The sequence below is a fragment of the Streptomyces sp. NBC_00009 genome, from assembly GCF_045040855.1.
GTDB classification, from domain to species: domain Bacteria; phylum Actinomycetota; class Actinomycetes; order Streptomycetales; family Streptomycetaceae; genus Streptomyces; species Streptomyces aureus.
Genome location: NZ_CP108312.1, coordinates 8,910,269 through 8,935,801, shown reverse-complemented (window position 1 = coordinate 8,935,801; position 25,533 = coordinate 8,910,269). Strand labels below are relative to the sequence as shown.

Annotated in this window: 21 protein-coding genes and 1 pseudogene; 9 read left to right on the top strand and 13 right to left on the bottom strand. The window is 66.0% G+C overall.

Annotated features, from left to right (window positions below; genetic code table 11):
• Nucleotides 1-543 precede the first annotated feature (543 nt).
• Nucleotides 544-1,716: a hypothetical protein gene (locus OHA58_RS40735; RefSeq protein WP_405474931.1), complete on the top strand. Its 1,173-nt coding sequence runs from the start codon at nucleotides 544-546 to the stop codon at nucleotides 1,714-1,716.
• Between the two features lie 17 nt (nucleotides 1,717-1,733).
• On the opposite strand, the gene OHA58_RS40730 is transcribed toward OHA58_RS40735, so the two are convergent.
• Nucleotides 1,734-2,042 (bottom strand): hypothetical protein, encoded by a 309-nt coding sequence (locus OHA58_RS40730; RefSeq protein ID WP_405474933.1) that lies wholly within the window; start codon nucleotides 2,040-2,042, stop codon nucleotides 1,734-1,736.
• Between the two features lie 473 nt (nucleotides 2,043-2,515).
• Here OHA58_RS40730 and OHA58_RS40725 point away from each other — a divergent pair, with 473 nt between their 5' ends.
• Complete coding sequence (locus tag OHA58_RS40725) at nucleotides 2,516-2,881, top strand: hypothetical protein (RefSeq protein WP_405474935.1); 366 nt, start codon at nucleotides 2,516-2,518, stop codon at nucleotides 2,879-2,881.
• Between the two features lie 334 nt (nucleotides 2,882-3,215).
• Here the strand turns inward: OHA58_RS40725 and OHA58_RS40720 are convergent, their stop codons facing one another.
• A complete protein-coding gene (locus OHA58_RS40720; RefSeq protein WP_405474937.1) occupies nucleotides 3,216-4,328 on the bottom strand; it encodes an MBL fold metallo-hydrolase in 1,113 nt (370 codons plus the stop codon).
• A 465-nt stretch (nucleotides 4,329-4,793) separates the two neighbouring features.
• Nucleotides 4,794-5,101, bottom strand: a pseudogene (locus OHA58_RS40715) (transposase); the annotation flags it as partial.
• Nucleotides 5,102-5,500: 399 nt separating this feature from the next.
• Between OHA58_RS40715 and OHA58_RS40710 the strand changes: the two are divergent.
• The 3 genes from OHA58_RS40710 (at nucleotide 5,501) to OHA58_RS40700 (ending at nucleotide 7,104) form a co-directional block, all read left to right on the top strand.
• On the top strand, nucleotides 5,501-5,914 hold the full coding sequence (locus OHA58_RS40710) for a nuclear transport factor 2 family protein (protein ID WP_405474939.1): 414 nt from the start codon (nucleotides 5,501-5,503) through the stop codon (nucleotides 5,912-5,914).
• A 253-nt stretch (nucleotides 5,915-6,167) separates the two neighbouring features.
• Nucleotides 6,168-6,758 carry a short chain dehydrogenase gene (locus OHA58_RS40705; RefSeq protein WP_405484653.1) on the top strand — a complete coding sequence of 197 codons (591 nt, stop codon included), beginning with the start codon at nucleotides 6,168-6,170 and terminating at the stop codon, nucleotides 6,756-6,758.
• On the top strand, nucleotides 6,703-7,104 hold the full coding sequence (locus OHA58_RS40700) for a helix-turn-helix domain-containing protein (RefSeq protein ID WP_405484647.1): 402 nt from the start codon (nucleotides 6,703-6,705) through the stop codon (nucleotides 7,102-7,104). The genes OHA58_RS40705 and OHA58_RS40700 overlap by 56 nt, the downstream gene beginning before the upstream one ends.
• 405 nt (nucleotides 7,105-7,509) lie before the next feature.
• On the opposite strand, the gene OHA58_RS40695 is transcribed toward OHA58_RS40700, so the two are convergent.
• From OHA58_RS40695 to OHA58_RS40680, 4 genes are all read right to left on the bottom strand, one after another.
• Nucleotides 7,510-10,008 carry a sugar phosphate nucleotidyltransferase gene (locus tag OHA58_RS40695; RefSeq protein WP_405474943.1) on the bottom strand — a complete coding sequence of 833 codons (2,499 nt, stop codon included), beginning with the start codon at nucleotides 10,006-10,008 and terminating at the stop codon, nucleotides 7,510-7,512.
• A gap of 150 nt (nucleotides 10,009-10,158) precedes the next feature.
• Nucleotides 10,159-10,812 carry an EthD family reductase gene (locus OHA58_RS40690; RefSeq protein WP_405474946.1) on the bottom strand — a complete coding sequence of 218 codons (654 nt, stop codon included), beginning with the start codon at nucleotides 10,810-10,812 and terminating at the stop codon, nucleotides 10,159-10,161.
• A 74-nt stretch (nucleotides 10,813-10,886) separates the two neighbouring features.
• Nucleotides 10,887-11,195 carry a muconolactone Delta-isomerase family protein gene (locus tag OHA58_RS40685; RefSeq protein WP_405474948.1) on the bottom strand — a complete coding sequence of 103 codons (309 nt, stop codon included), beginning with the start codon at nucleotides 11,193-11,195 and terminating at the stop codon, nucleotides 10,887-10,889.
• A gap of 28 nt (nucleotides 11,196-11,223) precedes the next feature.
• On the bottom strand, nucleotides 11,224-12,702 hold the full coding sequence (locus OHA58_RS40680; RefSeq protein WP_405485405.1) for an ankyrin repeat domain-containing protein: 1,479 nt from the start codon (nucleotides 12,700-12,702) through the stop codon (nucleotides 11,224-11,226).
• A gap of 321 nt (nucleotides 12,703-13,023) precedes the next feature.
• Here OHA58_RS40680 and OHA58_RS40675 point away from each other — a divergent pair, with 321 nt between their 5' ends.
• Both OHA58_RS40675 and OHA58_RS40670 read left to right on the top strand, forming a co-directional pair.
• Entirely contained in the window at nucleotides 13,024-14,238 is a 1,215-nt protein-coding gene (locus OHA58_RS40675) for an IS701 family transposase (RefSeq protein ID WP_405474953.1), read from the top strand.
• 874 nt (nucleotides 14,239-15,112) lie between these two features.
• Nucleotides 15,113-16,585, top strand: coding sequence for an FAD-dependent monooxygenase (locus OHA58_RS40670; RefSeq protein WP_405474956.1), 1,473 nt, complete (start codon nucleotides 15,113-15,115; stop codon nucleotides 16,583-16,585).
• Between the two features lie 35 nt (nucleotides 16,586-16,620).
• Here the strand turns inward: OHA58_RS40670 and OHA58_RS40665 are convergent, their stop codons facing one another.
• Complete coding sequence (locus tag OHA58_RS40665) at nucleotides 16,621-17,289, bottom strand: ScbR family autoregulator-binding transcription factor (RefSeq protein ID WP_405474959.1); 669 nt, start codon at nucleotides 17,287-17,289, stop codon at nucleotides 16,621-16,623.
• Nucleotides 17,290-17,492: 203 nt separating this feature from the next.
• Between OHA58_RS40665 and OHA58_RS40660 the strand changes: the two genes are divergently transcribed.
• Complete coding sequence (locus OHA58_RS40660) at nucleotides 17,493-18,353, top strand: ScbA/BarX family gamma-butyrolactone biosynthesis protein (RefSeq protein ID WP_405474961.1); 861 nt, start codon at nucleotides 17,493-17,495, stop codon at nucleotides 18,351-18,353.
• A 55-nt stretch (nucleotides 18,354-18,408) separates the two neighbouring features.
• Here the strand turns inward: OHA58_RS40660 and OHA58_RS40655 are convergent, their stop codons facing one another.
• Nucleotides 18,409-19,602 (bottom strand): RNA-guided endonuclease InsQ/TnpB family protein, encoded by a 1,194-nt coding sequence (locus tag OHA58_RS40655; RefSeq protein ID WP_405474964.1) that lies wholly within the window; start codon nucleotides 19,600-19,602, stop codon nucleotides 18,409-18,411.
• A gap of 152 nt (nucleotides 19,603-19,754) precedes the next feature.
• Here OHA58_RS40655 and OHA58_RS40650 point away from each other — a divergent pair, with 152 nt between their 5' ends.
• On the top strand, nucleotides 19,755-20,606 hold the full coding sequence (locus OHA58_RS40650) for an NAD(P)H-binding protein (RefSeq protein WP_405474967.1): 852 nt from the start codon (nucleotides 19,755-19,757) through the stop codon (nucleotides 20,604-20,606).
• 353 nt (nucleotides 20,607-20,959) lie between these two features.
• Here the strand turns inward: OHA58_RS40650 and OHA58_RS40645 are convergent, their stop codons facing one another.
• From OHA58_RS40645 to OHA58_RS40630, 4 genes are all read right to left on the bottom strand, one after another.
• Nucleotides 20,960-22,051, bottom strand: a complete 1,092-nt coding sequence (locus tag OHA58_RS40645; protein ID WP_405474969.1) for an IS701 family transposase — start codon at nucleotides 22,049-22,051, stop codon at nucleotides 20,960-20,962.
• 257 nt (nucleotides 22,052-22,308) lie between these two features.
• A complete protein-coding gene (locus OHA58_RS40640; RefSeq protein ID WP_405474971.1) occupies nucleotides 22,309-23,385 on the bottom strand; it encodes an aldo/keto reductase in 1,077 nt (358 codons plus the stop codon).
• Nucleotides 23,386-23,417: 32 nt separating this feature from the next.
• Nucleotides 23,418-23,906, bottom strand: a complete 489-nt coding sequence (locus OHA58_RS40635) for a VOC family protein (RefSeq protein WP_405474974.1) — start codon at nucleotides 23,904-23,906, stop codon at nucleotides 23,418-23,420.
• 32 nt (nucleotides 23,907-23,938) lie between these two features.
• Nucleotides 23,939-25,414, bottom strand: a complete 1,476-nt coding sequence (locus OHA58_RS40630; protein WP_405474975.1) for an FAD-dependent monooxygenase — start codon at nucleotides 25,412-25,414, stop codon at nucleotides 23,939-23,941.
• Nucleotides 25,415-25,533: the final 119 nt, after the last annotated feature.

Here is a 25,533-nt window from a genome sequence, read left to right as displayed (position 1 = left end):
GTGCGGCCTCTCACATCCCAGGGACGGCCTGCCTTCTGCGTGAGTTGCGGCAGCACTGGCCGCGCTTGCTGCGGTAGACGGTCCACCCCGCCCTCCAGGCTCGGGGCAGGAAGCGGAAAACTCACGCGCTCGAAGAGCCGGTCTATACGCGCGGATTGCACGTCGCAAGAGCGCAATTCAGTCCGATCCCTCGTCGCCGTCCCACTGGTATCTCCGGTTCGTCGTGCTCCCGGCCCTCAAGTCCAAAGCCGTCGACCGCCACCGCACTGGCTGGGGGACGGTCGCTCGCTTCCTGGCGGCGCCCCGGCAGGGCTGACGGATCGTCATGTCCGCCTTGCGTTCCCACAAACGACGTGCATCGCCAGCTGTTCTCCCTAGGCTGCTACCACGAACGCCATGGCCCTCATCGGCGGCCTCACAGCCGCCGAACAGCGCGGTGGCCTGGCAGTGGGGTGCGTTCCCACGCGATTCTCATCGTCTGTCTCTTCGGCGGGCACATTGGTCTCGGGACAAGCTGTCGACCCAGAGGAGGCCCGGCAGTTGATGGTGCGCAACGGATGCCTGCCGACGACCGTGTTCCAGAAGGCCACGGCGCCCTGGCCGAGCATCTGTGACCGCTGCAAGGGCCCCATCAAACCAACCTACGACAGCATCGCCACCAAGGCCCGGCGCTGGGGGGACGCACCCCGTGGGTGCCGCCCGTGCGCGGATCGTGAACGCGCCGAGAAGTTCAGACTGGGCGAGGACGAACTGGCCAGGACGATCGCCAAGGCCAACATCCAGCTGCTGGAGCCGTACACGAACAACAGAACCTCTGTTGGGAGCCTGTGCCTCAATGAGGGGTGTCCGCGTGCCGGCAAGCCGATCAAGGTATCCATCAAGACGGTCCGGCAGGGTGCCATGGCCTGCAAGTACTGCGCCCGGCGGGCCATCGACCCGGACGTCGCCGTCACTGTCATGCGCGACAAGGGGTGTGTGGAGCCCAGTACTGTCTATGCGCGTGTGGACGTGCCGTGGCCGGGCACATGCCTGCGCTGCCAGCGCGCGGTCAAGCCACGACTGCACGACGTGATGCAGGGGCAGGGCGCCTGCATGTACTGCGCGCCGAACACTCCCCTGTCCCTCGAGCAGGCGTGGGCGCGCGCGATCGCGTATCGGTTCCGCCCCGACGATCCTGAGGGGTTCAAGAACACCAACGCCTCGTGGGCGGGCACCTGTTTGAACTGCGACGGACCGGTTAATCCGGCGCTCGGCAATCTCTACCGCGGCCAGGGCGCCTGCAACTCCCGCGTCTGCAAGGTGACCGGCTTCAAGGACAGCGAGCCGGGCATCGTCTACCTCCTGCAGCGGACGTCCGGTCCGGCCATGGCGAAGATCGGAATCTGCGAGGACTCGGACCGCAACACCAGGCTGCGGATCCACCGCCACAACGGCTGGGAGGTCGTCTACACCCGCGAGTTTCGAGTCGGGCTGCACGCCCGGCTGGTGGAAGCAGCGGTCAAACGGCTGTGGTTCGGTGAGCGCGCCTGGAAGAACGGCGCGGCTCGCGGCGAACAGTGGAGCGACGGCTACACGGAGACAGTGCTGCTCGAGGACCCGGCGCGCGGTCAGCCTTGGTCGCTTCTGACGCCAGTGGCGCTGTGGACGGACGTGGCGACGTTGACCGAGAGGCTCGGGTTCGACCTGGACGAGCAGCGGGCGGGGGAAAGGGCGTGATCGCTGCTCCGTGGCGGTCACGCCCAGTGCTCAGGCGGCTGTTCAGGCGGAGAAGCCGATTTCATGACGTGTTCGTAGGCGCCGTACTCGGAGCCGAGGTCGGCGGTGATGTCGTCGAACCAGGCCGTGTCCATGGCCTGATCGTCATCGGTCGCCCACACGTCGATCATCCGGTCCCACTGCCGGACGTTCAGGGTGCGGAGGGAGACGTCGCGCTGGAGGGGCAGGTGACTGGGTCTGGTTGAGGGGTTGGAACTCGATTCGGGTGCCGCGGCCTTGCCGTTGAGACGCTGCAGCAGGTGGCGGGCGACGTTGTGGCCGGGCACCCGCAGGTAGGCGGACTCCAGCTTCGCCAGGCTCTTCCTCTACGGTGCAGCCGTGCCCTGCGGGTCACGTTCTGGGTACCGCATCAATGCATGGGGAGGTGCACCGCGAGCACCTTGGCGCAGCCGACACTGGAGCTGTCCGAACCGTCCGCGGGACACCGCCCTGCCCCCTCTCACATCTGGCGCTGTACACCGCCGGCGCCGTCGGCCTGCGGGCCGGGGGCTTCTCCGTGCTCAGCAGCGTGCCGGGGCTCCACACGCCGATCGATTGAGGCCATGCGGCATTTGCTGCGGTGTCGGAGTGAACTGGCCGAGGTTGTCGGCTCCTTCAGCCCCAGGCGGGCCGTGAAGAATTGCGGTCTGGGTTGAGCAGAAGCCGGTCGCAATCGTTCTTGTAAGCACGTTTGGGCAGGCCGACATCACCGATGTGCGTAGCGTGGCCGCTGCCGAGCAGCGTGTTGGAAGGCAGTCCCATGAATGAATCTGTCGCTGATCTCCTGTCTATCCGCGCCAGGTACGCGGCCGTGGTGAAGGACGACTTGGAGCTCATCACGAAAGAGCGTGAGCGGATCCAAATCGATATCGCCGCTTTGCAGGACCAGTTGCGCCTCCTCGAGGACGGCCAGGCCTGGCTGGTGGGCTTGCAGAACAACAAGCAGCCCCTGCTGGGGCCGGACGCTGGCGCGGGCGGCGTTCAAGTGGAGATCGCTGCTGAGGCAGCTCCCTGTGGTGGGGACGTTGGACAGGGACCTGCACCCCCGACGGCCGTGTCCCCCGAGACGGTGTCCGAGGCGCCGACGTTGCGGGATCTGAGGCTGGTACGGCGGCGATGTGGGTGAGGAGGTTTCCGCTTTCCGCACGTGATCGCCGGATTTGTGCTGGTCGGGCATGAGCTCTGCTTGAAGCAGCGGAAGCCGCGCTTCAAGCGGCTGGCCGAGTCTAGTGAGACGGTGGCCGAGGTACTGGCGAAGCACCCGACGGGCAGGCGGGCCGGATCCGGGGTTGCTCGCCGGCGTGATCTGCTCGGTCAAAGACGTGACTTGCTCACCGGAACGAGGACGGAGCGACAACGGGCACCTCGACAGCTGCACTCGGCCTGCGGAACAGCCCCGAGCATGCCCGCTGATCACGCTGTCGCACCGGGGAACGCCGCGATCCCTGGCAGAGCCGGGCTCAGGGGAGGGTGCCGAAGGGGCCGAGGACTTTGTGGTCGAGCCGCAGGGATTCGACCATGGTCCAGGCATTGTCGAAGGTGAAGACGTCGGCGCCGCCGAGCCGGCTGGTCCAGGCCGGGGTGACGGCGTCGGCCGTAGTCTGGGTGAGGATGTCGAGGTACTCCTTGAACACGGCCCAGGGGTTGCCCGGGTACTTGGCGAAGAGGGGGCCCACGTTGACGAATTCGGTGATGGCCTTCCTGCCGTAGTGCTCCAGGTCGCGCAGGTACTCTTGCTGGATCTCGACGTCCTGCCGGGTACCCAGACGGGTCAGGTGCCCGCCGATGTAGGTCTTGAAGTCGAACTCCAGGAGCTGGTTGTGCGCGTTGAGCCAGCCGGGGATGTTGGTGGACACGACGAGGTTCCTGAACGGGACCCAGCCGGGGTAGACGATGTCCACGACGTTCAGGACCCTCTGCCGCGGCGCGTAGATGAACAGGTTGTCCTGGCTGTGGTTGGGGCCCTTGTAGTGGAGCTCCAGGACCTGGTCGTCCACCTCCAGACGGTAGCTGCTGGAGACAGAGCGGTTCGGCATCGGCGGCCGGCTGGACTCGGGTACCTGCTTCAGCAGGTGGGCGGTCTGCTCGTGGGCGATGATCACTAGCTTCGGGAGGCTCGCGTCGCGGAGCTTGTCCGCCGCGCCGATGTGGTCCGCGTGGTAGTGGGAGTACACCAGGTGGCTGATACGGGCACCCGGTGCCACCTCCTCGATCGCGCGGAGGATGTTGCCCCCCAGCGTCGGGGGAGCGTCCACGACGATGACACGCTGCCCCTCGTGGTGGTGACGTTTGGTCACCAGGAACATGATCTGGTAAAAGCCGTCCGTCAGCCAGTACAGCCGCTTGCCGATCTCCTGGACCAGATAACCCTTCGCGGGGATCTGCGGACCGATTGCGGTGGGCGGAACGGGCGCGTACGCGCCCGGTGCGGCAGCGGCCGCAGCGGGGTCTGCGAGTACGGATTGCAGCGCGGGTACCGACGCTGCCAGTGCCGAGTACTTCAGGAAGCTGCGACGGCTGGCCGGGTCGTGAGCGACGGAGGGAACGGGTTCCCCGCCAGGAGTTGTCGTCATGGCCTCTCCCAGAGGTGTGCGTCCGAATCGACGGGTGTGGCAGCCCTCCTGCCGTCAGAGCAGCCCACTGCAACCCGTAGCCGACGCAAACTGGAAGGGCGGGGCAAATCTAGGTGCTGCACCGCGCTTCATCGATGAGCCACGCTGAGCCAGTTTTCCAACCTGTGCAGCAATGCGGATCAACCACATCGTTCGGACGGCACCCTGCCGAGGAGGAAGCGGACGACGACCGCCAACAGGACCGCGCCGCCCGTTTGGGGACACTGTCACGTTGTCGGTTGCGCGATCGGCTGATGCTGCGTCAGGGCGGGAGGGGGCGTCGGCTGCCTGCTGCTCAGGCTGTGGTGGGCATGCCGGTGGTGCCGGTGATGTGGTTCCAGATGGTGAAGCGGATCATCATTTCGAAGCGGTAGCGGCGGGCGGTCATGAGATTACGCTTGGGTCTGAAGTGGGGTGAGATCCCGGTGAACGCGGACAGGAAGCGCTGCGCTCCGCTGGCGGAGCGGAATCCCTTTCATCGCGCGTTCCTGCTGCCGGGTGGGCTGGTGGGAGTTCTCCGCCCGGTTGTTGAGTCCCTTGTGGGAGCGGTGCTCGGCCGAGGGCATCACCTCCCGGTGCGCGGCACCATAGGAGGCCAGCTTGCCCGTCACGATCACTCGCGGCACCTGGCCGGTGGTCTTCATCAGCCGGCGGAAGAAACGCCTGGCGGCAGCCTTGTCCCGCCTGTTCTGGACGAGGATGTCCAGGACCGCGCCGTCGGTGTCGACGGCCCGTCACAGGTATTTCCACCAACACCGTTAGGTCTGTGACCCGCGGTGCAACCCCACTATGAGCGCCAAGCGGGGCCCGAGTTCAACCCGGTCGAGGGCGTCTGGTCACACCTGAAACGGTCGCTGGCCAACCTCACCAAACAGAGCCTCGACAAGCTCACCGCGCTGGTGAAGATCCGGTCAAACGGATGCAGTACCGACCCGGCCTCATCGACGGCCTCATCGCCAAGACCGGCCTCGACTTCCAACCGCCGAAACCTCAGCCGTTGAAGATCTCTAGAGCAGCAGAGGGGTGGTCAGGCACGGCTGGGCATGCCGCTTGCCTATGGGTGCGGCTATTGGACGGGGACTTCGGGGCTGGCGAGACTTGGACGGAGGTGGACGAGCGATCGGAGCGGACGCATGGACATACATACGGGTAGCGTCGAAATAAATCTCGCGACGGTGCAGAAATTCTTCGAGTATTACGCCACCAGCAACCACGAAGCCCTGCGGAGCGAGGTTCTTTCAGAGGGGGCCGCGTGGATCGTCCCGGGGAACCATCCGCTGTCGGGTGTCCATGTGGGCCTGACCCAGATTATCCACTATTACGAATGTCTGGCGTTTGCGGATCTGCGGGTCGAGACCCTCGTCAGTCAAGCCGATGAGAACTGGGCGATCGAACTACAGCGCGTGCAGGCAGCCGGGGTTGGCGGCTGTGGAACGGTGATGACCTGGCTCGTGTCTTATCGCTTCCAGGATGGCCGAATCGTCGAGGGTCGCCACATCCCGACAGAGCAGGCTTTGGCAGATCAGTTCTTCCGAGGGTTCACCTGATCAGGCTCGGCCCAGAACCCAGGTGGCCGGCGAGAGTATCGGCCGACCGCCGAGTTGTAGTTAGTATTTCCATATTAGACGAATTGACTCATCGCGCGTTTCTGCTTATATTGCATTGCGGTTCGCAGGAGCGGCACGTGCCCGCGATTTTTCGCAGAACAGTACTCTTTCCCCCTTGGAATCGCGGATAGATCTGCAGAGCGAATTATCTCGACAGCTGCGAACTTGCACCTCATCGCAATGGAGAGCCACTCTGAAGATCATCGTTATCGGCGCCAGCGGAACTATCGGCTCAGCCGTCTCCTCGGCTCTCGAGGACAGGCATCAGGTGGTCCGCGCCTCACGCCGGGGGCCCGTGCACGTCGATATGACAGATAGCGCATCAATTGATGCAATGTTGACCTCGGTGGGCGAGGTGGATGCCGTCATTTGTTGCGCTGCGAGCGGTTGCCTGGCCGGTCTTGAGGAGCCCGACGACCAGGAGTTCTTCCGGGGACTCGAGGGCAAACTGCTCGGGCAGGTTCATCTGGTCCGACGTGCTCTGATGCACCTGTCGGACCAGGGGTCAGTGACACTGACCTCTGGTCCCGGCCGGGTAGCTGCTCCGGGCATAACGTTCGGCGCCCTGGTCAATAGCGGGCTGTCCGCCTTTGTGGTCGCAGCTGCACAGGAGATGCCGCGCGGGACTCGCATCAACGCGGTCAGCCCCGGGTGGGTTTCTGAGACGCTCGCGAGCATGGGTCAGGACGAACTCGACGGCATGCCCGCCGCCGACGTCGCACGCGCTTATGTGCGCCTCGTCGAGGGCGGTGAGCAGGGACAGGTGGTGTCGATCAGCCGCTAGTGTCCCGCGCCGGAGATCCGTCGTCAGTTTGTGTATGACTGCTTCTTCAGATGCGCAGGTGCCACGTCGTGGCCCGAAGTCGGAGCCGTTGTTGCTGTCCGCTGATGAGCGTGTGGTCTTGGGACGTTGGGCCCGGCGGGCGTCATCTGCGCAGGCAGTGGCTTTGCGGGCGCGCATCGTGCTGGCGTGTGCCAGGGCTGATGTCCCACCGATCGTTGCGGTGGCGCGGGAGTTGCGGATCGCGGCGGACACGGTCCGCACGTGGCGTCGCCGGTTCCTGGCCGGCCGGCTGGACGGGTTGGTGGACGAGCCCCGGCCGGGCCCGGCCGCCCACCATCAGCGTTGAGCAGGTGGAAGCAGTCGTGGTCAGCACGCTGAAGGAGATTCCGAAGGGCGCCACCCACGAGTCGCGTTCATCGATGGCCGACTGTAGGGGTCTGTCGAGTCGGCGGTGGGCCGGATCTGGCGAAAGTTCCAGCTCAAGCCGCATCTGACCGACACCTTCAAGCTGTCGACGGACCCGTTGTTCGTGGGGAAGGTCTACGACGTGGTGGGGCTGTATTTCAACCCGCCCGAAGGCGCGGTGGTGTTGTCGGTGGACGAGAAGTCCCAGATCCAGGCCCTGGACCGCTCTCAGCCGGTGTTGCCGATGATGCCGGGTATGCCCGAGCGCCGCGCACATCAGCGTCATCCCCCACGCCTGGTGGCAAGCCTGGCACCTCTCGCTCTGGACGAGGTGCCAGGCTCCTGCTCACACAGTGGCTTCCGCAACGCGGCCGGCCCATTTGTCCAGGAGCTTTTGGGAGTTGGCCAGGGTGGGGGCCTCGGCCCACACTCGCGTGACTGCGAGGCTGGCGTCAGGGAGAACCAGAGCCCAGCTTCCGTCGGGTTCGACGATGCGGACGCCGTCGGAGGTGGTGTCCACCACGTGGTCACCGTCTGCTTCGGCGATGCTACGCATGACGATCCCCTTTGCGGACCATGGTGTGGGTACTTCGCGCTGTATGAGCCGATCTTCGGGCAGCAGAGCGTCGAGCTCGCTCAGGGTCAGACTTGACTCTGCCAGGTGGTTGATCATGGTGGTGAAGGCTGCCATCCCGTCGAAGGGTGCGCCGACCCCCGGCACGATGTACCCGCCGCTGCCGTCACCGGCGAGAATGGTGTCTGGCCGGGTCGCCGCTTGCGCGAGGTCTGCAGGAGACGTGCCGACCCATTGAACACGAGCCCCGTATCTGGCTGCCAGGTCCTCTGCGGTCCGGGAGATGGTGACGGGCAAAACGATGCGGCCGCCTTCATGATGGCGAGCGGCAAGTGCGACCTGGAGCAGGATCGCTCGGCGGTCGTCGATGACGCTGCCTTGGTCATCGACCAGGGTGAGCCGTTCGCCGACGGGGTCGAAGCGCACTCCGATGGATGCCTTTGACGAGCGGACCATGTCGCCGAGCCGAGTCAGGGCTTCGGCGTGTTCGGTGTCTGTCTCGGTGGGACGGGCGTCCGTGACACCGGTGTTGAGGACGAGGGCGTCGATGCCGAGTTTTCCGATCAGGTCAGGCAGGGAGTGGCTGACGGAGCCGTGGGCTGCGTCGATGACTGCCTTCACTGCGGAGTTGGTGAGTTTGCCGACGGTGATCTGAGTGGTGAGCGAGTCGGCGTAGGTGTCGAGCGCGGAGGGAGGCCGGGTGATGTCGCCGATCTCGCCGGGGAAGGCGCGCCTGTACTCCTGGCGTGCGTAGACGCGGTCGAGCTTTCGCTTGGCGGCCTCGCTCAGGTCGGCGCCGTCGCTGTCGAGGAAGAGGATCTCGACGGAGTCCGGTTCGGCGTGCATGGTGCGGACGTAGATTCCGCCGACGGCCGTGATGTGGGTCTGCTGGCGTGCCACGGGCATGGGGACTGTGTCGAGGGCAAGCACGTTGATGGCGCTGGTCTGGAGTGCGGAGGCTATGCAGTGTGTGAGTGCGCGGGCACCGCGGGAGTGGTCGCTGCCGAGAGCGACGGTGTCGCCCTTCTTCAGGGTTGAGGCGTACGCGGCAGTGAGTCGAACGGCGAGTTCTGGGGTGATGTCGACGTTGAGGATGCCGTCCACGCCGCGTTGACCGAAGAGTTGGGCCTGTCCACGCGTCTGCCAGACGACTGAGGCGTTCACGCAGGCTGCGTCCTCGATGTGCTTGGAGGGGTAGATGCGGACCCCGCCGGCGACGATGGATGCCGCTCCGATCCTGCAGTCGTCGCCGATGACGACGCCGGGTTCGATGCGGGCGGCGTGCATGACGTCGGTGTTCTTGCCGATGACGGCGGCCTGCACGTGTGTGTCGGGGGCGATGAAGACGTTCTCGTGGAGGACTGCCTCATCCAGTACTGCCCGGCTTTGGACCACTGCACCGCGTCCGACCACCGTGCGGCTGCGGACTTCGGCCTTGGCCTCGATCTTTGCGTTGGCGCCGATGTACAGCGGGGCAGTCAGGACCGCGTCGGGGTGGATCTCTGCGCCTTCGCCGATCCAGATGCCGGGCGAGAGTTCGAATCCAAGGTCTTCGACCTGGACCTTGCCGTCCAGCACGTCCAGTTGCGCCTGGGCGTAGCTGTTGTGGCTTCCGATGTCCTCCCAGTAGCCGTCGGCGACGTATCCGTAGAGGGGTTTGCCTTCGGCGAGGAGCTGGGGAAAGACATCGCCCGACCAGTCGACCTGTTTGTCTGCGGCGACGTAGTCGAGGATCTCTGGCTCCATGATGTAGATGCCTGTGTTGACGGTGTCGGTGAACACCTGCCCCCAGGTCGGCTTCTCGAGGAAGCGTTCGATGCGTCCCTCTGCGTCGACCACGGTGATCCCGAACTCCAGGGGGTCTGGGACTCGTGTGAGGCAGACGGTGACCAGGGCCCCCTTCTCGCGGTGGAAGCGGATGGCGTCCGTGAGGTCGAGGTCGGTCAGCGCGTCCCCGGAGATGACGACGAAGGGGTCTCCCCTCAGTGTCTCTTCGGCGTTCTTGACGCTGCCCGCGGTACCGAGAGGCTGCTCTTCGTGGGCGTAGGTCAGCTTGAGGCCGAGTTCGTCGCCGTCGCCGAAGTGGTTTTTGATGAGCGAGGCGAGGAACTGCACGGTGACCACGACATCGGTGATTCCGTGGCGCTTCACCAGGTGCAGCACGTGCTCCATGACGGGCCGGTCGACCACGGGCAGAAGGGGTTTGGGAAGGTTGGAGGTCATGGGACGAAGGCGGGTGCCTTCGCCGCCGGCCATCACAACGGCTTTCACGGCGCTGACTCCTTATGGGTGAAGGTCGCCTGCGGTCGGATCGTGCGACCACGTGCTGTCGGAAGTGCAGGTGTGGAGAGAACGCTGCGCGCCTCTGCCTGCGGTCAAAGGGCCGAAGGCAGAGGCGTGGTGCCGCGCGCTGTGCGGCGGTCAGCGGGGCTGGGGGCCGAGGATCCAGTTCTCCTGGACCGGAACGGTGTGCAGGTACTGCTTGTTGACGAAATTCGCGTAGTCGGCTTCGACGGTGGCCTGCTGGCCGGACTTCTGCGCGGCCTCGAGATCGGCCAGGCTGTCGAACCAGATGTGGTAGGCGACGTCGAACGGCGGTTCGCTGATGCCGTACCAGGAGTCGCGGGTGAAGGACTGGTAGTAGCGCGTGACGCCCGGAATCTGAGTGACCAGAGGGGCATGGACCTGGCGGTTGTAGGCGCGGAAGTCGTCGCGGCTGAGGCCTTCCTTGCGCTTGGCCAGGATCACCAGCTTGACGCCGGGCTGGACGTCGTTGTCGGGCTCGCCCTGGAGAACCACCTCGGTGTCGGTGTCGAGCACGACGGACTGCCAGAACGCGGCCCAGCGCGGCTCGTCCAGGCGCGCGCCCTCAAGAAACTCGGGCGTCTGCAGGGAGGCCAGCTGCTCCTCCTCGTTCTCCAGCCAGATCTCGGCGATGCCCTTCCACAGCGGCTCGTCGGCCGACTGCGGCTGGACCGTGGTGTCGACCGCGTACTTCTTGATCTGCGGGATCTTGCTGGCATACCGGACGGCGTGCTCCTCCACCCAGTAGCGGTGGAATTCCTCGTCGGTCATGCCGGGCTTCGGTGCAGCGAAGATGAGCTGATGGATCACTGTGTTCCCTTTCTCCGGTTTGAGCCTGGAGGGTTTCAGACCTTGTAGCGTGCCTTGACGTCGTCTGCGAAGCCCAGGTAGTCGCGAAGCGGCCAGACCACTTCGAACTCGAGGTATTCGCGCATCGGGAGGCGCCCGAGGGCCGCGCGGTCAAGCTCTTCCGCATCGGGCGAATCGATGATGGCGATGACGCGCTTTTGCGCGGCGACCTTCCAAATGCCCACGCAGAAACCGGAGTCCACGGTCTCCTGTGCGTGCTCGGCTTCCTCCTGCTCGACCTCCCACAGATCGTCGAGGCTGATTCGGCCCTCGTGGTTCCATTTCATCTGGACGTAAAAGAGCATGATTCGACTCCGGTGTAAGGAAGGGCCGCTACTGCTTGGGGGACAGGCGCTGCGCGAGCGGGTGATCGGAGCCGAAGCTCTCGACGGCGATGTCGTAGGGGGTCTTTCCGTCGTGTCCCACCAGATCGGTGCGGGCGCCGGCGGCGATCAGGATGTCGGCGCACCGCTCGTATCCGTGCCACAGGGCGTCGTGGAGCGGGGTGTATCCGTTCGTCGCGCCCTGGTAGTTGAGGTCGGTGCCCTGCGCGTCGACGAGGGTCTGCGTGATGTCGGCGTGGCCGTTGTAGACGGCCTTGTGCAGCGGGACGGCACCGAAGGTCGGCTCGGTGGCGTTGACATCGGCGCCCGCTGCGAGCAGGGACCGTACGATGTCGCCCTGGCCGTCGCGGGAGGCCACCAGGAGCGCCGTGTGGGCGTCGTTGAAGCCGTTGACGACGGGGAACCGGGCATCGACGGGCGTGCCGGAGGCCAGGAGGGACTTCACCTCGTCGTGGTCACCGTGGGCGACGGCGCCGATGAGCAGGTGTGCCTCGGCCTTCTGCTCGTCGGACTGCGTACGCTCCTTCAGCAGCTGCTCGGCGACCAGCAGCTTGTCCTTGCCGGTGGTGTTGACGTTGAGCTCGTACTCGAAGTGCTCGCGCAGGGAAAACCCGTAGTGGGTGGACAGGCCCATGCCTGCGTTCTGGCTCAGCAGGTAGCCGACGATGTCGGTCCACTTGTACCAGAGCGCGTCCATGAGAGGTGTGTGCCCGGTGGTCGGGGCGACTGCGTCCACGAACGCGCCGGCCTCCACGAGCACCTGCACGGTTTCCAGGTTTCCGTGCTGGACCGCCTTGTGCAGAGCGGTGCCGCCGGCCCGGCTGTCGGCCGAGTAGATGTCGGCGCCCGCCGCGATCAGCGCGCGTACCGTGTCGGCGTCGCCGAGTCCGGCGGCCGTCTGCAGGGTGGTGAGCCCGGTGGCGGCATCCCTGTGGTTCGGGTTGGCGCCCTGCTGCAGGAGTGTGGTGACCTCGGCCGTGTCGCGGCCGCTCACGGCTGCGAGCATCCGGTCGTTGATGTCGGAGCGGAACATCGCGACCTCGGCGGACGCGTCGAAGAACGCCTTCCAGTGAACGATCTTCTCGTCGTCGCCGACCGTCAGCAGCATGGAGAACTCGAAGGCGACCTCGAAGCCCGTCGTCTTGTGCCGGATCCGCTGAAAGTTGACGACGAAGGCACGGTTTCCGTCAACGATCATTTCGCGCTGCTCGAATTCCGTGACATCGGCAAACGCACCGCGCAGCCGGAAGGCCTCGGTGACGCCCTCCTTGCCTCGCCAGGTTCCCAGGTTGGGAATGGCGGTGGTGAATTCGCTGGCGGGCAGATCGAATACGATGTCCGGCGAGATGGCGTCAAGAACTCCACCGACGTTGCCGCTTGCGACGTCGGCAAAGAGGGTCGAGACAATTTCGCGAGTACGGTCAGAGCTAACCACAGCAGCCCTCCGGGAGATATCGGGTCTCGGCATCAGGAGAGTCATGGTCGCTCCAGGGCCGAGTGCCACCACGCGCCGGTGGCTGTACTCGAGTTAACCGATCCAATTAGCCTCGGAAAAGGCCTGCCGGGTTACCCGCTGAGGTCTGTGCAAGTTGACGGAGTAAGCCTGAAGGGCACCCGGACACGTTCGTCATGGGTGAGTCCTGCTGCTCTGGCCGCAGCCCAGAACCGTTACTCACAGCGACAGCAGATCAACCCGTAGCCCAAGAAACCGCCCGTGCGGTATGGTTCTGGCCGTCATCGTCACCACCACCACGCGCACCCAGGCCCCTGGCCCGAACCGGAGGATCGCATGTCTGCGCCCATCATCGACTCCGCCCCTTCGCGCTACGTCGACCTCAACTCCGTTTCCCGCGTGGCCGATGACCTCTTCGGGCACCTTCCGCGCGCAGATCAGCGGCGCTGGGCCGAGGCGTACCTGCGCGCCCTGCTCACCACGCCGGGCCGCAAGTCCATCCGCAGACTGGCGGACGCGATCTCCAACTCGCCGACCACCCCCCAGTCCCTGCAACAGTTCGTCAACCAGAGCCCCTGGGACTGGATGCCGGCACGCCATGCTCTCGCCCGGATCGCCGAACCCGAAGTAACGCCGAAGGCCTGGGTGATAGGGCAGGCCGTCATCCCCAAGCGCGGGCAGCATTCGGTCGGCGTTCAGCGTCGCTACTTCCCCAAGGCAGGACGCACCATCAACTGTCAGATCGGGCTGGGCCTGTTCCTGACGTCGAAGGACACGAGCGTTCCCATCGACTGGCGGCTCGCACTGGACTCAGCCTGGTGCGACGACGAGGAGCGCAGGCAGCGCGTGCGCATCCCGGACCACGTCGACGCGGTGCCGGAGTGGGCACACATCCTCGACATGGTCGCGCACGCGTCGTCCCGTTGGTCCCTGTCGCCGATGCCCCTCGTCGCCGAGTTGCGTGGCATGCGGGACATCTCCCGGCTGGCAACGGGGACCGCCGGCTTCGGACTGGACTTCGTGTTCGAAATCGACGGCTCGCAGCCCGTGTTCGCCCAGAACGACAAGCCGGCCTCCCTGAGGCCGATGACCGCCCGAGAGGTGATTCGACAGAGCTCGGCGCGGCCGTACGTGAGCGCGCTCAGTCCACACGGCCCCGCTCGCCGCACTGTCACGATGCTGGCCGCGACGGTACACCTGCCGGCAGCACCCCACGGACGCCCGGGGAACGGGCGTCCGTACCGCCTCCTGGCCGAGTGGTCGCCCTCGCGGCGTCGCCCGACCCGGTACTGGCTGACGAACGTCGCGGACCGCGGAGCCGACGAAGTACTGCCCCTCCTGCGCTTGCGCGCAGGCGTGGAAGACGCGATGCAGGATCTGTCCGAGGAGTTCGGCATGCTCGACTTCGAAGGGCGCTCGTTCCCGGGCTGGCACCACCACATGACGCTCGTCTCTGCCGCGTACGCGTACAGCCGCGTGTACACCATGCCTTTCCCCGGCTCCGAGCCGGATGCCGGCCACTCCGCCCTGCGTGTGCCTGTTCCCGCATAACCAAAAAACAAACCATCTATGCGGTTTTATAATGGCGGATACCCGTGCCCGCAACGCGACCGTCCAGCCTCACGCCGTCCGGCCGGCAACGCGACCGCATACCGGCTTCTCCCCCTCAGCGCACCCGCCGCCCCTCGTGGCGGCGTGGGCTCGAGACGCCCGCACTGCCCGCCGCGTCGAGGCAAGCCGCACCTGCAAAACCAGGCCGACGGCCGTTCAGTCGAGGCCCTCAGGACGGCAACCCGCTCCCCTTTGCCTCACTGCCGGCAGGGCGGGCCAGGCGTGCGCGACAGGACTCGCGTCCCGCACCGCCCACTCCCTCACCTCGCCCCGTCGGTTTCCCTCTCCCGTGCCGCACCCTGACGGACCCAGGTGCAACCGCACAGCCCTCGCAGACGCGGGCCGGCGCTTCCGAAACGCGACCCCTCCGGTCACGCTGAGACATGCTCTGGGCCAGAGGTCGAATCTCCACCAGATGACCACCCCGAATGACATATCCGCAGTTCAGGAAGATTCGTCAACGCGATGGACTGGATGACCAGCACAGAACGCCGGGTGAAGTCCGCAGTCCAGCTGCGCCCCATTTACCCACCTTCGCACCAGGTACCTACCGCCATCTTTCAGACGCGGACCGAAGACGCGTTGAAAAGAAAACCGCTCGGTCTGTATCTTGGGAGCCGGTTGGCCGGGGGCACACCCCGTCCCAGGTCGGCCGACGGTCGATACCCCTGACCGTGGTGCCCGCGGTGCACGTCCGTTCAGCCAGCTCCACGTCAGGAGACTGTCACAGTCAGGTCGCCGCCACAGATCGGCGCGACTTCAGCTCAAGGTCGTGATCCTCGCAGCAGGATCGCGACGCGGGGGAGTAATTGCCATGAGGCATACATCGGTTGTCATCGCCGGCGGCGGACCTGTCGGAATGCTCGTCGCGGCGGAGATGGGTCGGTACGGGATCGATACGGTCGTACTGGAGGCTGCAGAGGGGTTATCCGACCAGCCGAAGGCCAACACCCTTCATGCACGCGCCGTTCAGTCACTGGCCCGATGCGGATATCTCAACGCATTACCCGAGGTCAGACGGCGAAGCTCAGCCGCATCCTTTCACTTCGCGGGGATGCCGGGCCTGACCATCACAGCACCGGACTTCGAACCTCAGCCCATCGTCAAGTGCCCCCAGACCGAGCTGCAGTTGGCCTTCGAGGCACGTGCCCGGGCGACGGGCGTCGACATACTCCGCGGCCACCGCTTGGTTGCAGTGGATCAGAGCACCGATCAGGTCGAGCTGACGGTGGAGGGCACGCAGGGACGCCGCCGGCTGCGCGCCGACTATCTCGTCGGTGCCGACGGAGCTCACAGCACCGTGCGCAAGCAGCTCGCGGTTCCCATCGAGACCAGTCCTCCGAGTCTGTCAGCCATGATGGGGGTCGTCCGGTTCACTCACGCCGGCACAGCCCCCTCGGGATGGCAGCGCACCCGGCGCGGCTGGACAGTCACCCGCCCCTACCTTGACGGCCACAGCCTGATCCGCACGGTCAATACCTCGGGTCCGCACGCCGATCGCCATGCTCCGCTCACTCTCGAGGAGCTGCAGGACGAGGCCTCGTACATCGTCGGTCGGCACGTCGCCATGACGGAACCGCTCCACCTGACCCGGTTCAGCGACGTGACCACCCTGGCCTCGAAGTTCCGTGACCGTCGGGTCTTCCTGGTCGGCGACGCGGCGCACGTGCACTTCCCGATCGGCGGCCAGGGCCTGAGCACGGGGATTCAGGATGCCTTGAACCTGGGCTGGAAGCTCGCCCACGCGGTTCGCGGGCATGCCGGCAATGGCGTCCTGGACACCTACGACCTGGAGCGTCGTCCCGCGGCCATGCGGGTCATCGAGAACACCCGAGCGCAGCTGAGCCTCATGCGCCCGGACGAGTCGTTCGATGCGCTGCGCTCCTGCTTCGAGGGGCTGATGCAGGACGACCAGGGTGGAGCTCATCTGGCGGGGATCGTGAGCGCGCAGAACACCCGTTACCCGCCCAGGGGCGTGGGCGATTGCGGCGCAGAGGGTCAGTTCCTGGCCAACGCGGCGCTGGTGACGGCAGCCGGTCACGGCGATCTTGTCTCGCTGCTGAACGACGGACGGATGCTGCTGCTGTTGCCGGTCTCGACTGCCGATCGCTATCTGCCGCAGGCGCAGCCCTGGGCCGCCCTGCTGAACACCGTTCAGGTCATGCCGCAATCGGACCTCGGCGACAGAGCTCTGCTGGTCCGGCCCGACGGCTACATCGCCTGGTCACAGGATGGGGCCACGCCGCTCGGCACGTCCCTCCTCGCCTGGCTCGGGCCGGGGGCATGAGAATCCCGGCACCAGCCTCCCCGGTCGCCGGCCGGCTATGCGAGTCGCTGTTCACGGAGTTTCGGGGCGGTTTCAAGCTCGTTGGCGACGCGGCGGCCGCGGTCCGAGGACAGGTCCAGCGAGGCCAGGACAGAGGAGACGGCAACGGAGGGAAGAACGTGGCGCAGCAGGATCTCGGCTCGCTCACCGACGTCCTGATACCCCGTCAGGGCCTGGGACATCGCCTGTACGCCGGCGAAGGCCCCGACGATGAGCTCGGCCGTCTCAGCGGGATTCACCTGGGGCAACACCTCGCTCTGCTGAGCGGCTTGTTCCAGGATTTCGGTGAGAACTTCGATCCAGCGCATGAAGGCGTTCCCGCGGTCGAGCCCCTGTGCGCGATGGTCCATGGTCAGCCGGACAGCGGCTCTGACCACGGCGTCGGTGCGAAGCCGGTAAGCCTGGACGGCCACGGTGTCGACGAGTTCCTGCAGCTTGCAGGCCCGGGGAGGAATCGCCATGGACGCAACGTCCTGCTCGACGAGGAGTCCGCGTGCGAGGGCCTCTTTGGAGTCGAAGTGGAAGTACAGCGCCCCCTTGGTGACCTTGCCGACGCTGAGGATCTCGGCGATGGTCGCCGCCTGGTAACCCCGCTCTTCGAAGACCTTGGCTGCAGCTTCAACGATGGTCCGTCGAGTCCGGATGGCCCTGTCCTGGATAGCCATGATGCCCCTCTAGCCCTCTCGGTAGATCACTCCCCCGCCCTGACGAGGTGATCCCTACCCCTTAAACAAACCGCCTAGTTTGTATTTTACCAGCCCTGGCTCAAAGCAGGTATCACGCTGCACCACCCATGGAGGGAACTTTCGTGTCTCGTGCCACTCTTTCTACCGATTCGCCCACCAAGTCCGCTGCTCTGAGCGTTCCGTTGACACTCGTTCACCGCAGCAGGAACGTCGACGCCTTCGCGACCGGATGGGCTCAGACCGGTCAGGACCGTCTGGCCGTCCAGGCCCGGTTGCCGCACGATCACGCCTTCTTCGCCCCTGTGCAGGGACGGCTGCACGATCCGGTACTCGTGGCCGAGACGATCAGGCAGTCCGCTCTGGTCGCGCTTCACGGGCTGTACGGGGTACCGCTCGACTACCAGCTCCTCCTGGCCGCCCTCGACTTCAAGTGCGTGGCTCCGCTCATCGACAACAGCGCTCCCGTCACAGACGTGCTCGTCGAGGTCACTGGGTCGGAGATCAAGATGCGCGGCCCGCACCCGGGAAGCCTGCGACTGGACATGGTGATACGGCAGGGGAACACCGTGGTCGCCCATGGCGCGCTCGCCGCAAGAATCACCAGCCCCCGTGCCTATACGCGGCTGCGGGACGGCCGGACCGAACCCCGCACGTCCATGCCGGCGAGCACCCTGGCACATCCGTCCACGGTCGGCCGGTCCACCCCTGCCGACGTGCTCCTGGAACCGACCGCTCATGCCCACACCTGGCACCTGAGTGTCGACACCAACCACTCCACGCTCTTCCAGTCCCCCAAGGACCACGTACCAGGCATGCTGCTGCTGGAAGCCGCACGTCAGGCCTCTGTGGAGCTCACCCATGCGGACTCGGCGCCCTTCTATCCCGGAAGCGCCGAAACGGCCTTCTACGGATACGTGGAACTCGACGAACCCTGCCGCATCCGGGCGGTCCGCGTTCCGTCTCTGGTACCGGACACGACGGCGGTCCAGGTCACCGGGACGCAGAAGGACGCGCCGGTCTTCGTGACCACCTTCACCGGCTGAGCAGCGAGGAGACCCCCACACCGTTGACGCTCCCCTCCCTGAAGGAAGGGGATTCTTACGGCTCGCGCCGTGAGATTTCCTGTTTCATCGCCGACTGCCCGCTCGGAGAACTCCGTTGAGGTCTTACACCAGCTCCGCAGGCTGCAACCGCCCGCCCGGCGGCCAGAAGGTTCTTCGCTGCGTTCACGTCCCGGTCATGGGTCGTGCCGCAGTCACACGTCCACGTGCGGACGCTGAGCGGCATCTTGTCAGCCAAGGTGCCGCAGGTGGAGCACAGTTTGGACGAGGGGAACCACCGGTCCACGGCGATCACCTCACGCCCGTACCAGGCGGCTTTGTACTCCAGCATGCTCCGGAACTGAGACCACGCGGCATCGCTGATGGCGCGGGCCAGTTTCCGGTTCTTGACCATGTTGCGCACGGTCAGGTCCTCGATCACGAGCGTTTGGTTGTCACGCACGAGCCGAGTGGTGATCTTGTGCAGGGTGTCGCGGCGGCGGTCTGCGATCCGGGCGTGGATCTTGGCGACCTTGCGCCGGGCCTTGGCCCGGTTCGCCGAGCCTTTGGCCTTCTTCGCCAGCCTGCGCTGAGCTTTCGCAAGGGCGACCCGGTCGCGGCGCTCGTGCCTCGGGTTGGCGATCTTCTCGCCCGTCGAGAGGGTCAGGAGGTGGTCGAGACCGGCATCGACGCCGATGGCGGCATCAGTGGTGGGCAGGTGCTTGATGCCGGGGTCGTCGCACAACAGGGAGACGAACCAGCGTCCGGCCGCGTCCTGCGACACGGTCACCATGGAAGGGCTCACGCCGTCCGGCAACGGTCTCGACCACGCGATGCGCAGGGACTCACTCATCTTCGCGAGTCTCAACTCACCGTCCCTGAAACGGAACGCCGAGGTGGTGTACTCGGCGGACTTCCGCGACTTCTTCCGGCTCTTGAAGCGCGGGTATCTGGCCCGCTTGCCGAAGAAGTTCGTGAACGCCACTTGCAGATGCCGCAGGGCCTGCTGGAGCGGGACCGACGACACCTCGTTCAGGTACGCCAGTTCCTCGGTCTTCTTCCACGCCGTCAGCATCGCGGAACTCTGGTTGTAGTTGATCCGCTCCTGCCACGCCCATGCCTGCGTACGGGCGGCGAGCGCCATGTTGTAGACCTTCCGCACGCATCCGAACGTGCGCGACAGCTCCGCTGCCTGCGCATCCGTCGGATAGAAGCGGTACTTGAACGCCCGCTTCACATGGCTCGTGGTCACGCTCGCAAACTAGCGCCGCCACAGGTCCCGTTCAAACCCGCGGGTCAGAGCACTGGGATCCGCCCTGGCGGCGAATCCCAGCCCGCTGCCCTGCTCCGCAGGAGTCCGATTCCTTACCGCCCTGAAGGGCGGAGTATCCACGGAGGCATCCGATGATCCTCATTACGGGAGCAACAGGCACCATCGGCAGCGAAGTTGTCAAGCGGATGTCCCCGGCTTGGCCGCTGCGCCTGATGACGCGCAGTCCTGAGCGTGTGCAGGCCATCGGTCTGTCGTCAGAAGTGATCCGCGGCGACTACCACGACCGTTCGTCGCTCGACGTAGCGGTGAAGGGGGTGGATGCCGCCCTCCTGATCACGAACAATCCCCTGAGAGACGATGACAGCGCCTTCCTGAGAGCCTGCAGGAACGGCGGTATACGCCACGTCGTCAAGATGTCCGCTGCCGCGGTCGAAGACGAGCAGGCACATGACCTCATTCGCCGATGGCAACGCAGGAATGAAAGCCTGCTGCGAGACAGCGGGCTGTCGTGGACGCTGTTGCGTCCACGTGCCTTCATGTCGAACACGCTGTCCTGGTCCCACTCCGTCAGGTCCGAGGGCGTGGTGCGCGCCCTGTTCGGGACGGCGCCCAATGCGTGTATCGACCCAGGTGATGTCGCCGCAGTCGCCATGCACGCGCTCACAGAGCCCGGGCACAACGGGGCGACCTACACCCTGACGGGACCTCAGGCCCTGTCAGCTCAGCGCCAGACCGAGGAGCTCTCACGCGTGCTCGCTCGCCCTGTGACGTTCGAGGAGCTCACCGTGGCGCAGGCGCGTTCGCAGTGGAGCAGTCGCTACCCCGAGCCGGTGGTCGACGCCCTCCTGGACAGCGCTCTACGTCAGCAGGACGGTGCGAAAACACAGGTGACCAGCACGGTCCGGGATGTCACGGGCAGGGCGGCGAACACGTTCGCCGCCTGGTGCGGTGAGCACCGGCACACGTTCAGCGAAACCCGGTGACCGTCGGCCGGCTGCCTTCCGGATTCATCGAGATTCCTCCGTGGATACTCCGCCCTTCAGGGGGGAGAGGAAACGGACTCCTGCGGAGCAGGGCAGCGAGCGGGTATTCGCCCTGTGGGCGGATACCCGTCCCACGCACCGTCCGCGACTTGTATGCTCGCCCTTGCCCGGCTGGCGATAACCAAGCTGGCCGGGTCTACCGCCGGGCTGGCGGGATGTCAGGTCTGTGGAGCTGGCGTAAGACTGCTGGGCGTACCAACGTCCCTCGCCGTTCATTCGGGGCAGCGGCTGTCGATGAAGCAGAAAGTTCACTCCGCGAGGAATGAATCCCCCTGCTTCAGCTGGGGGAGATGTCAATGGTCGGTGTCAGCATCCCCTTCCGGCTGCCAGCCCAGCCGGTCCAGGGCATAGGCCGCGGAGACCATCGTGGCGTGGTGATGCCACCCCCTGAAGGACCGACCCTCGAAGTCACGGAGTCCGAAGGCATCGAGGGTCGGCAGCTCCTCGCGCGTACGCTTGGCCAAGCGCGCCAGATCCAGGACATCACCGACGGATTCGCCGGTAAGGCTGGTCACCCAGAAGCGCTTGGGCATCCCGTTGCGAGCCACCTCGCTGAGCAGCCGGGCTTCCCGGAAGCCGCCTTCATCGCCGACAGGGACGCTCACCGCGTGGGAGACAACCTTGAGGTGACCTGAGGCGTCTTGCGGGACGCGGCGCCGGCGCGTGCTGAGGAACGAGAAGTCGAGTGCGGTCATGGCGCGGCCCAGCGCGCCCTTGCGACCGTGGGTCTTGACGTTCTCCCGGGCATGCGCTCCGGTGCACATCTCCAGAGAGCCGTCTATCTCGGTGACGAACTCCAGGCCCCGCTCGGCCAGTCCGGCCACGAGCTTTCCCGAGTCCTGCACCTGTCGCAGGTCCGCCACCACAGGTGCCCGCGCCGAATCCCAGCTCATGTCGAGTTCGTCGACCATGTCGAGGTACTCGGCCCACTCAGGGTTGGGCTGTACCTCCTCCGGTACATAGGCTGCCTCGCGCAGCTCGCGGTCGGAGGTCCATTTCTCGGGCATGAGCAGGCGCCAGTTGACCGGGATGCCTCCTCTGTCCGTGGCGAGGACGGTGGTCAGGCCGATCTGGGAGTTCACCACGCGTCCGGCTTCCGGGAGATAGTGGCGTCCCACTCCGACAGAGCGTTCCCCCCGTTTGGGGATCGCCACACGGTCCAGGACCCAGGCGCGCGGGGGTTCCGCCTTCTCGGTGTACTCGACGATGTGCGCCCGCACCGGCTCCCAGCTCCACGGGCTCTGGTTGATGAACTGCTGCAGCGACTGATGCGCCGGGATCGACAGCACGTCGTCCGAGATCTTGCGCACCGTCTTCTTGCCCTGGACCAGGAGCAGGCCTTTGAGATACACCTCGGCCCATCGTCGTTGATCCACACGAGGCATGGAGCGAAAGATCTCACCCGCGAAGGATGAGATCGCATCGCGCACAAGAACGTTGTCAGCCAGCATGAGCATTGCATCCCCGTTTCGACCGTGAGAGGAGTCCTCGCTCCCCCCGCTTGCTGAGCCGAGTCGGGGGGACGCTGATTCTTGAGAGGCGTGCGCTACGCAGGAGCCGGGTCCTCACGGGCAAGGACGACGATTGAGCCCGGGATGCCGCGGCTGGGGACGGCAGGGCTGCTGCCGTCCCCAGCCGGGAGCTACCCGCGCGGAAGAGGCGTGAAGACGTCGTCACTGACTCCGCGACGGGCCGTGGTGCGCCGGTCGTCGATGTCAGCCCAGTTGGATCCGTACATGTCGTTGATCGTGACGGGGTCGCGGAGCAGGTCGTGGGGGTAGCCCAGTTCGATGCGGCTGACCGCGTCCAGCCGGGCGAGGTGGTCGTCGGTGAGGTCGACGGCGACGCAGCCCAGTGTGTCCTTGATCTGGTGCTCCTTGGTGGCTCCCAGGATGGGAATGATCGTGCCGGGGCGGCTGCGGATCCAGGCCAGGGCGACCTGCGCCGCGGTCCAGCCTCCCTCTTCGGCGATGGCCACCACTTCGCGGACCAGCTCTTCGCTGCCTGCGCGGTTGTGGTCGCGGGGGGCCACGGTGAGCCGACCGGTCCCTCCGGTGAGGTACTTGCCCGTCAGGCGGCCCTCGGCGAGAGCGCCCCAGGCGAGCACCGGCAGGTCGAACTGGCGGGCCATGGGCAGGAGGTCACGCTCAGGTGCACGTTCGAGCAGGTTGTAGCGGATCTGCATGCCGACGAAGGGGGACCAGCCCCGCAGCTCGGCCAGGGTGTTGGCCTGGGCCACCTCCCAGGCCGGCCAGTTCGCGATCCCCACATGGTGGATCTTTCCTGCCCGTACCTGGTCGTCCAGTGTGCGCATGACCTCCGGAATCGGGGTGAGGGTGTCGTGTGCGTGCACCCACAGCAGGTCGATGTAGTCGGTGCGCAGTCGGCGCAGGCTCGCATCGATGGAGGAGACGAGGTTCTTGCGGTGGTTGCCCGCCGAGTTGATGTTGCCCGCGTCGGTCTGGAGGGTGTACTTCGTGGTCAGGACGAAGTGTTCACGGCGTCCTTCCAGAAGCTCGCCCAGAAAGCTCTCCGATGTACCGCCGGTGTAGTGGTCTGCGGTGTCGATGAGGTTTCCGCCTGCCTCGGCGTAGAGATCGAGTATCTGTGCGCTCGTCTCCTTGGGGGCTCCCCAGCCCCAGTCCTCGCCGAATGTGACGGTTCCCAGGGCGAGTTCCGAGACCCGCAGACCCGACTTGCCGAGCACCGTGTATCGCATGTGGTCTCTCCTTGGATCAGTGCGTGCTGGCTTCACTGGCGGGCGACAACCGGGCTGTACTGCTCGTAGAGCTCGATCAGCTCGCCGGCGGGACCCGCGATGAAGGCCACACGGACTTCCATCTCCGGAGTGCCGTTGAGGACGACGGTCTCCGGGGCGCCGTCCCAGTCCTCAAGGGCGTAGGGGCGCCCGCCCGAGGCGAGGCACTTGGTGTATGCCTCGTCAACGCTCGGCACGATGAGAGCGATGTGCTGGATCGGTCCGGCCGAGGAGTCGACTCCTCGGGTGCCGCCCGGGAAGAGCTCGATGTAGGTCTCGCCCTCCAGCTCGATGTAGACGCCTCGGCCGGTGTAGACGGCGTGCCCGGGGCAGGCCGCCTTGGAGGACTTGGTCCACTCGTAGCGACGTGTAAATCCGAGGCCCTCGCTGTAGAAGCGCAGGGACTCGTCGACGTCTGGGCAGTTGATCGCGACGTGCATCAGCGTGGCGGAACCCTGCGGGCGAGCGTACGGGGGCGACATGTCTTCTCCTTGGACAGTGGTGAACGGGACGGCTATTGGGTGCGGTTGAGCCACTGCGTCAGCTGAGCGGGCAGCTGGGCGGCCTGCTCGGAGGGAGCGGTGAGGGCGATGTGTCCGTCGGGCCGGACGAGCACGGCATGCGGCAGCTCGTCGTCGGCGGCTACGGCGATGTCGAGGCCGGTGGACTCGACGGCCTCCTTGACCGCGAGAGCGTCGGCGTCGGTGGGCAGGACCAGCGACCAGGCAAGGCCGCCGGCCATGCCGGGGCGGGGGGCCATGCGTTCACCGACCGCCGGCTTGGGGCCCTCGGGGTTCCCGTAGGCCACGGCCAGCTGCGCCAGACGGCGCGCCAGCCAGGTGCGGACCTCGGGTATCTGTCCGGCGGCGGCCAGGACGTCGTTGCGCATGCGCATGGACACCGGATCGCTCATGGTCGAGATGTCGTGCAGCTGGGCGGCGAAGGCCAGCAGTCCCTGCGCCATCGGGCGCCGTTCGGCGTTGTAGGTGTCGAGCAGTTCGGGGGCGGCTTCGCCCTTCAGGACGGCTGCGAGCTTCCATGCCAGGTTGAAGGCGTCCTGGAGACCTGTGTTCATCCCCTGCGCTCCGACGGGGCTGTGCACGTGGGCGGCATCCCCGACCAGGAACACCGGGCCCTTGCTGAAGGTGTCGGCCAGGCGGTGGAGCACCCGCCAGGTTGATGCCATCTCCAGCTTCTTGACCTTGGCGCCGGCGGCGGTCGGGCCCCGCGTGTCGAGGAGGTGCTGCACGTCGGCGAGGTCCGGCGTGGGTGTGTCGTCGTCGACGAGCGCCACGATGCGGTAGGTCTCCCCTTGTAGGTGGGAGACAGCGAGCAACCCTGCCGGGGAGAAGAAGAAGGAGATCTCTCCCTCGGGTCCGTCCCACTGCATGCTGAACTCGATGAGAGCGAAGTTCTGCGGGCGGTCGTGTCCGACGAAGGGGATGCCCGTCTGTGTGCGGACCGTACTGTGCAGGCCGTCGCATCCGACGACGTAGCGCGCCTGGATGGCACGAACTTCACCGGTCGTGTCGTCGCTGACCAGGGCGTTCATTCCCGGAAAGAGTTCGCTGAGGTCCAGGAGGGTGTGCTGGCGGTACACGCGGCTGCCCAGTTCCTGCAGACGACGCTCGAGGACTTCCTCGGTGGTCTGCTGGGGGACGGCCAGTACGAACGGGTACGGGGTGTCGAGCTCGTTGAACGGCGTGGTGAGCACCTGGCGTTCGCCGTCGCGGACGGTGAAGGAGCGGCCCGGCCGCCCTTTTGCGATCAGCGGGTCGGCCGCGCCGATCGTGGCGAGGGACTCGAGGGTGCGGGCGTGGACGGCCGCAGCCCGTGAGTGGACGGCGTTGCTCGCCGCGCGGTCGATGATGACGTGGTCGATTCCCTGGCTGCGAAGGGCTGCGGCCAGGGCCAGCCCCGACGGGCCGGCTCCGACGATCAGGACGTCGGTACGGCTCGGCAGGACGGATTTACCGCGGTCATTCGGCATTTAGTCACTCCAGTATGGGCAGCAGCAACCCACCGAGCCTCGGCTGCCGTGAGCGCGCACAGGGCACGGTTTCGGGGGTCTGAAATATTCGCGGGCTAATTGCGAACGGTGTAAGTATG

Coding starts and splice junctions, on each gene's coding strand:
- OHA58_RS40685 (WP_405474948.1), bottom strand. CDS start 11,195: ATGCTCTTTTACGTCCAGATGAAATGGAACCACGAGGGCCGAATCAGC.
- OHA58_RS40675 (WP_405474953.1), top strand. CDS start 13,024: ATGTCTGCGCCCATCATCGACTCCGCCCCTTCGCGCTACGTCGACCTC.
- OHA58_RS40725 (WP_405474935.1), top strand. CDS start 2,516: ATGAATGAATCTGTCGCTGATCTCCTGTCTATCCGCGCCAGGTACGCG.
- OHA58_RS40680 (WP_405485405.1), bottom strand. CDS start 12,702: ATGCCGAGACCCGATATCTCCCGGAGGGCTGCTGTGGTTAGCTCTGAC.
- OHA58_RS40630 (WP_405474975.1), bottom strand. CDS start 25,414: ATGCCGAATGACCGCGGTAAATCCGTCCTGCCGAGCCGTACCGACGTC.
- OHA58_RS40710 (WP_405474939.1), top strand. CDS start 5,501: ATGGACATACATACGGGTAGCGTCGAAATAAATCTCGCGACGGTGCAG.
- OHA58_RS40645 (WP_405474969.1), bottom strand. CDS start 22,051: ATGCCTCGTGTGGATCAACGACGATGGGCCGAGGTGTATCTCAAAGGC.
- OHA58_RS40650 (WP_405474967.1), top strand. CDS start 19,755: ATGATCCTCATTACGGGAGCAACAGGCACCATCGGCAGCGAAGTTGTC.
- OHA58_RS40690 (WP_405474946.1), bottom strand. CDS start 10,812: ATGACCGACGAGGAATTCCACCGCTACTGGGTGGAGGAGCACGCCGTC.
- OHA58_RS40635 (WP_405474974.1), bottom strand. CDS start 23,906: ATGTCGCCCCCGTACGCTCGCCCGCAGGGTTCCGCCACGCTGATGCAC.
- OHA58_RS40720 (WP_405474937.1), bottom strand. CDS start 4,328: ATGACGACAACTCCTGGCGGGGAACCCGTTCCCTCCGTCGCTCACGAC.
- OHA58_RS40665 (WP_405474959.1), bottom strand. CDS start 17,289: ATGGCTATCCAGGACAGGGCCATCCGGACTCGACGGACCATCGTTGAA.
- OHA58_RS40735 (WP_405474931.1), top strand. CDS start 544: ATGGTGCGCAACGGATGCCTGCCGACGACCGTGTTCCAGAAGGCCACG.
- OHA58_RS40700 (WP_405484647.1), top strand. CDS start 6,703: ATGTGCGCCTCGTCGAGGGCGGTGAGCAGGGACAGGTGGTGTCGATCA.
- OHA58_RS40670 (WP_405474956.1), top strand. CDS start 15,113: ATGAGGCATACATCGGTTGTCATCGCCGGCGGCGGACCTGTCGGAATG.
- OHA58_RS40640 (WP_405474971.1), bottom strand. CDS start 23,385: ATGCGATACACGGTGCTCGGCAAGTCGGGTCTGCGGGTCTCGGAACTC.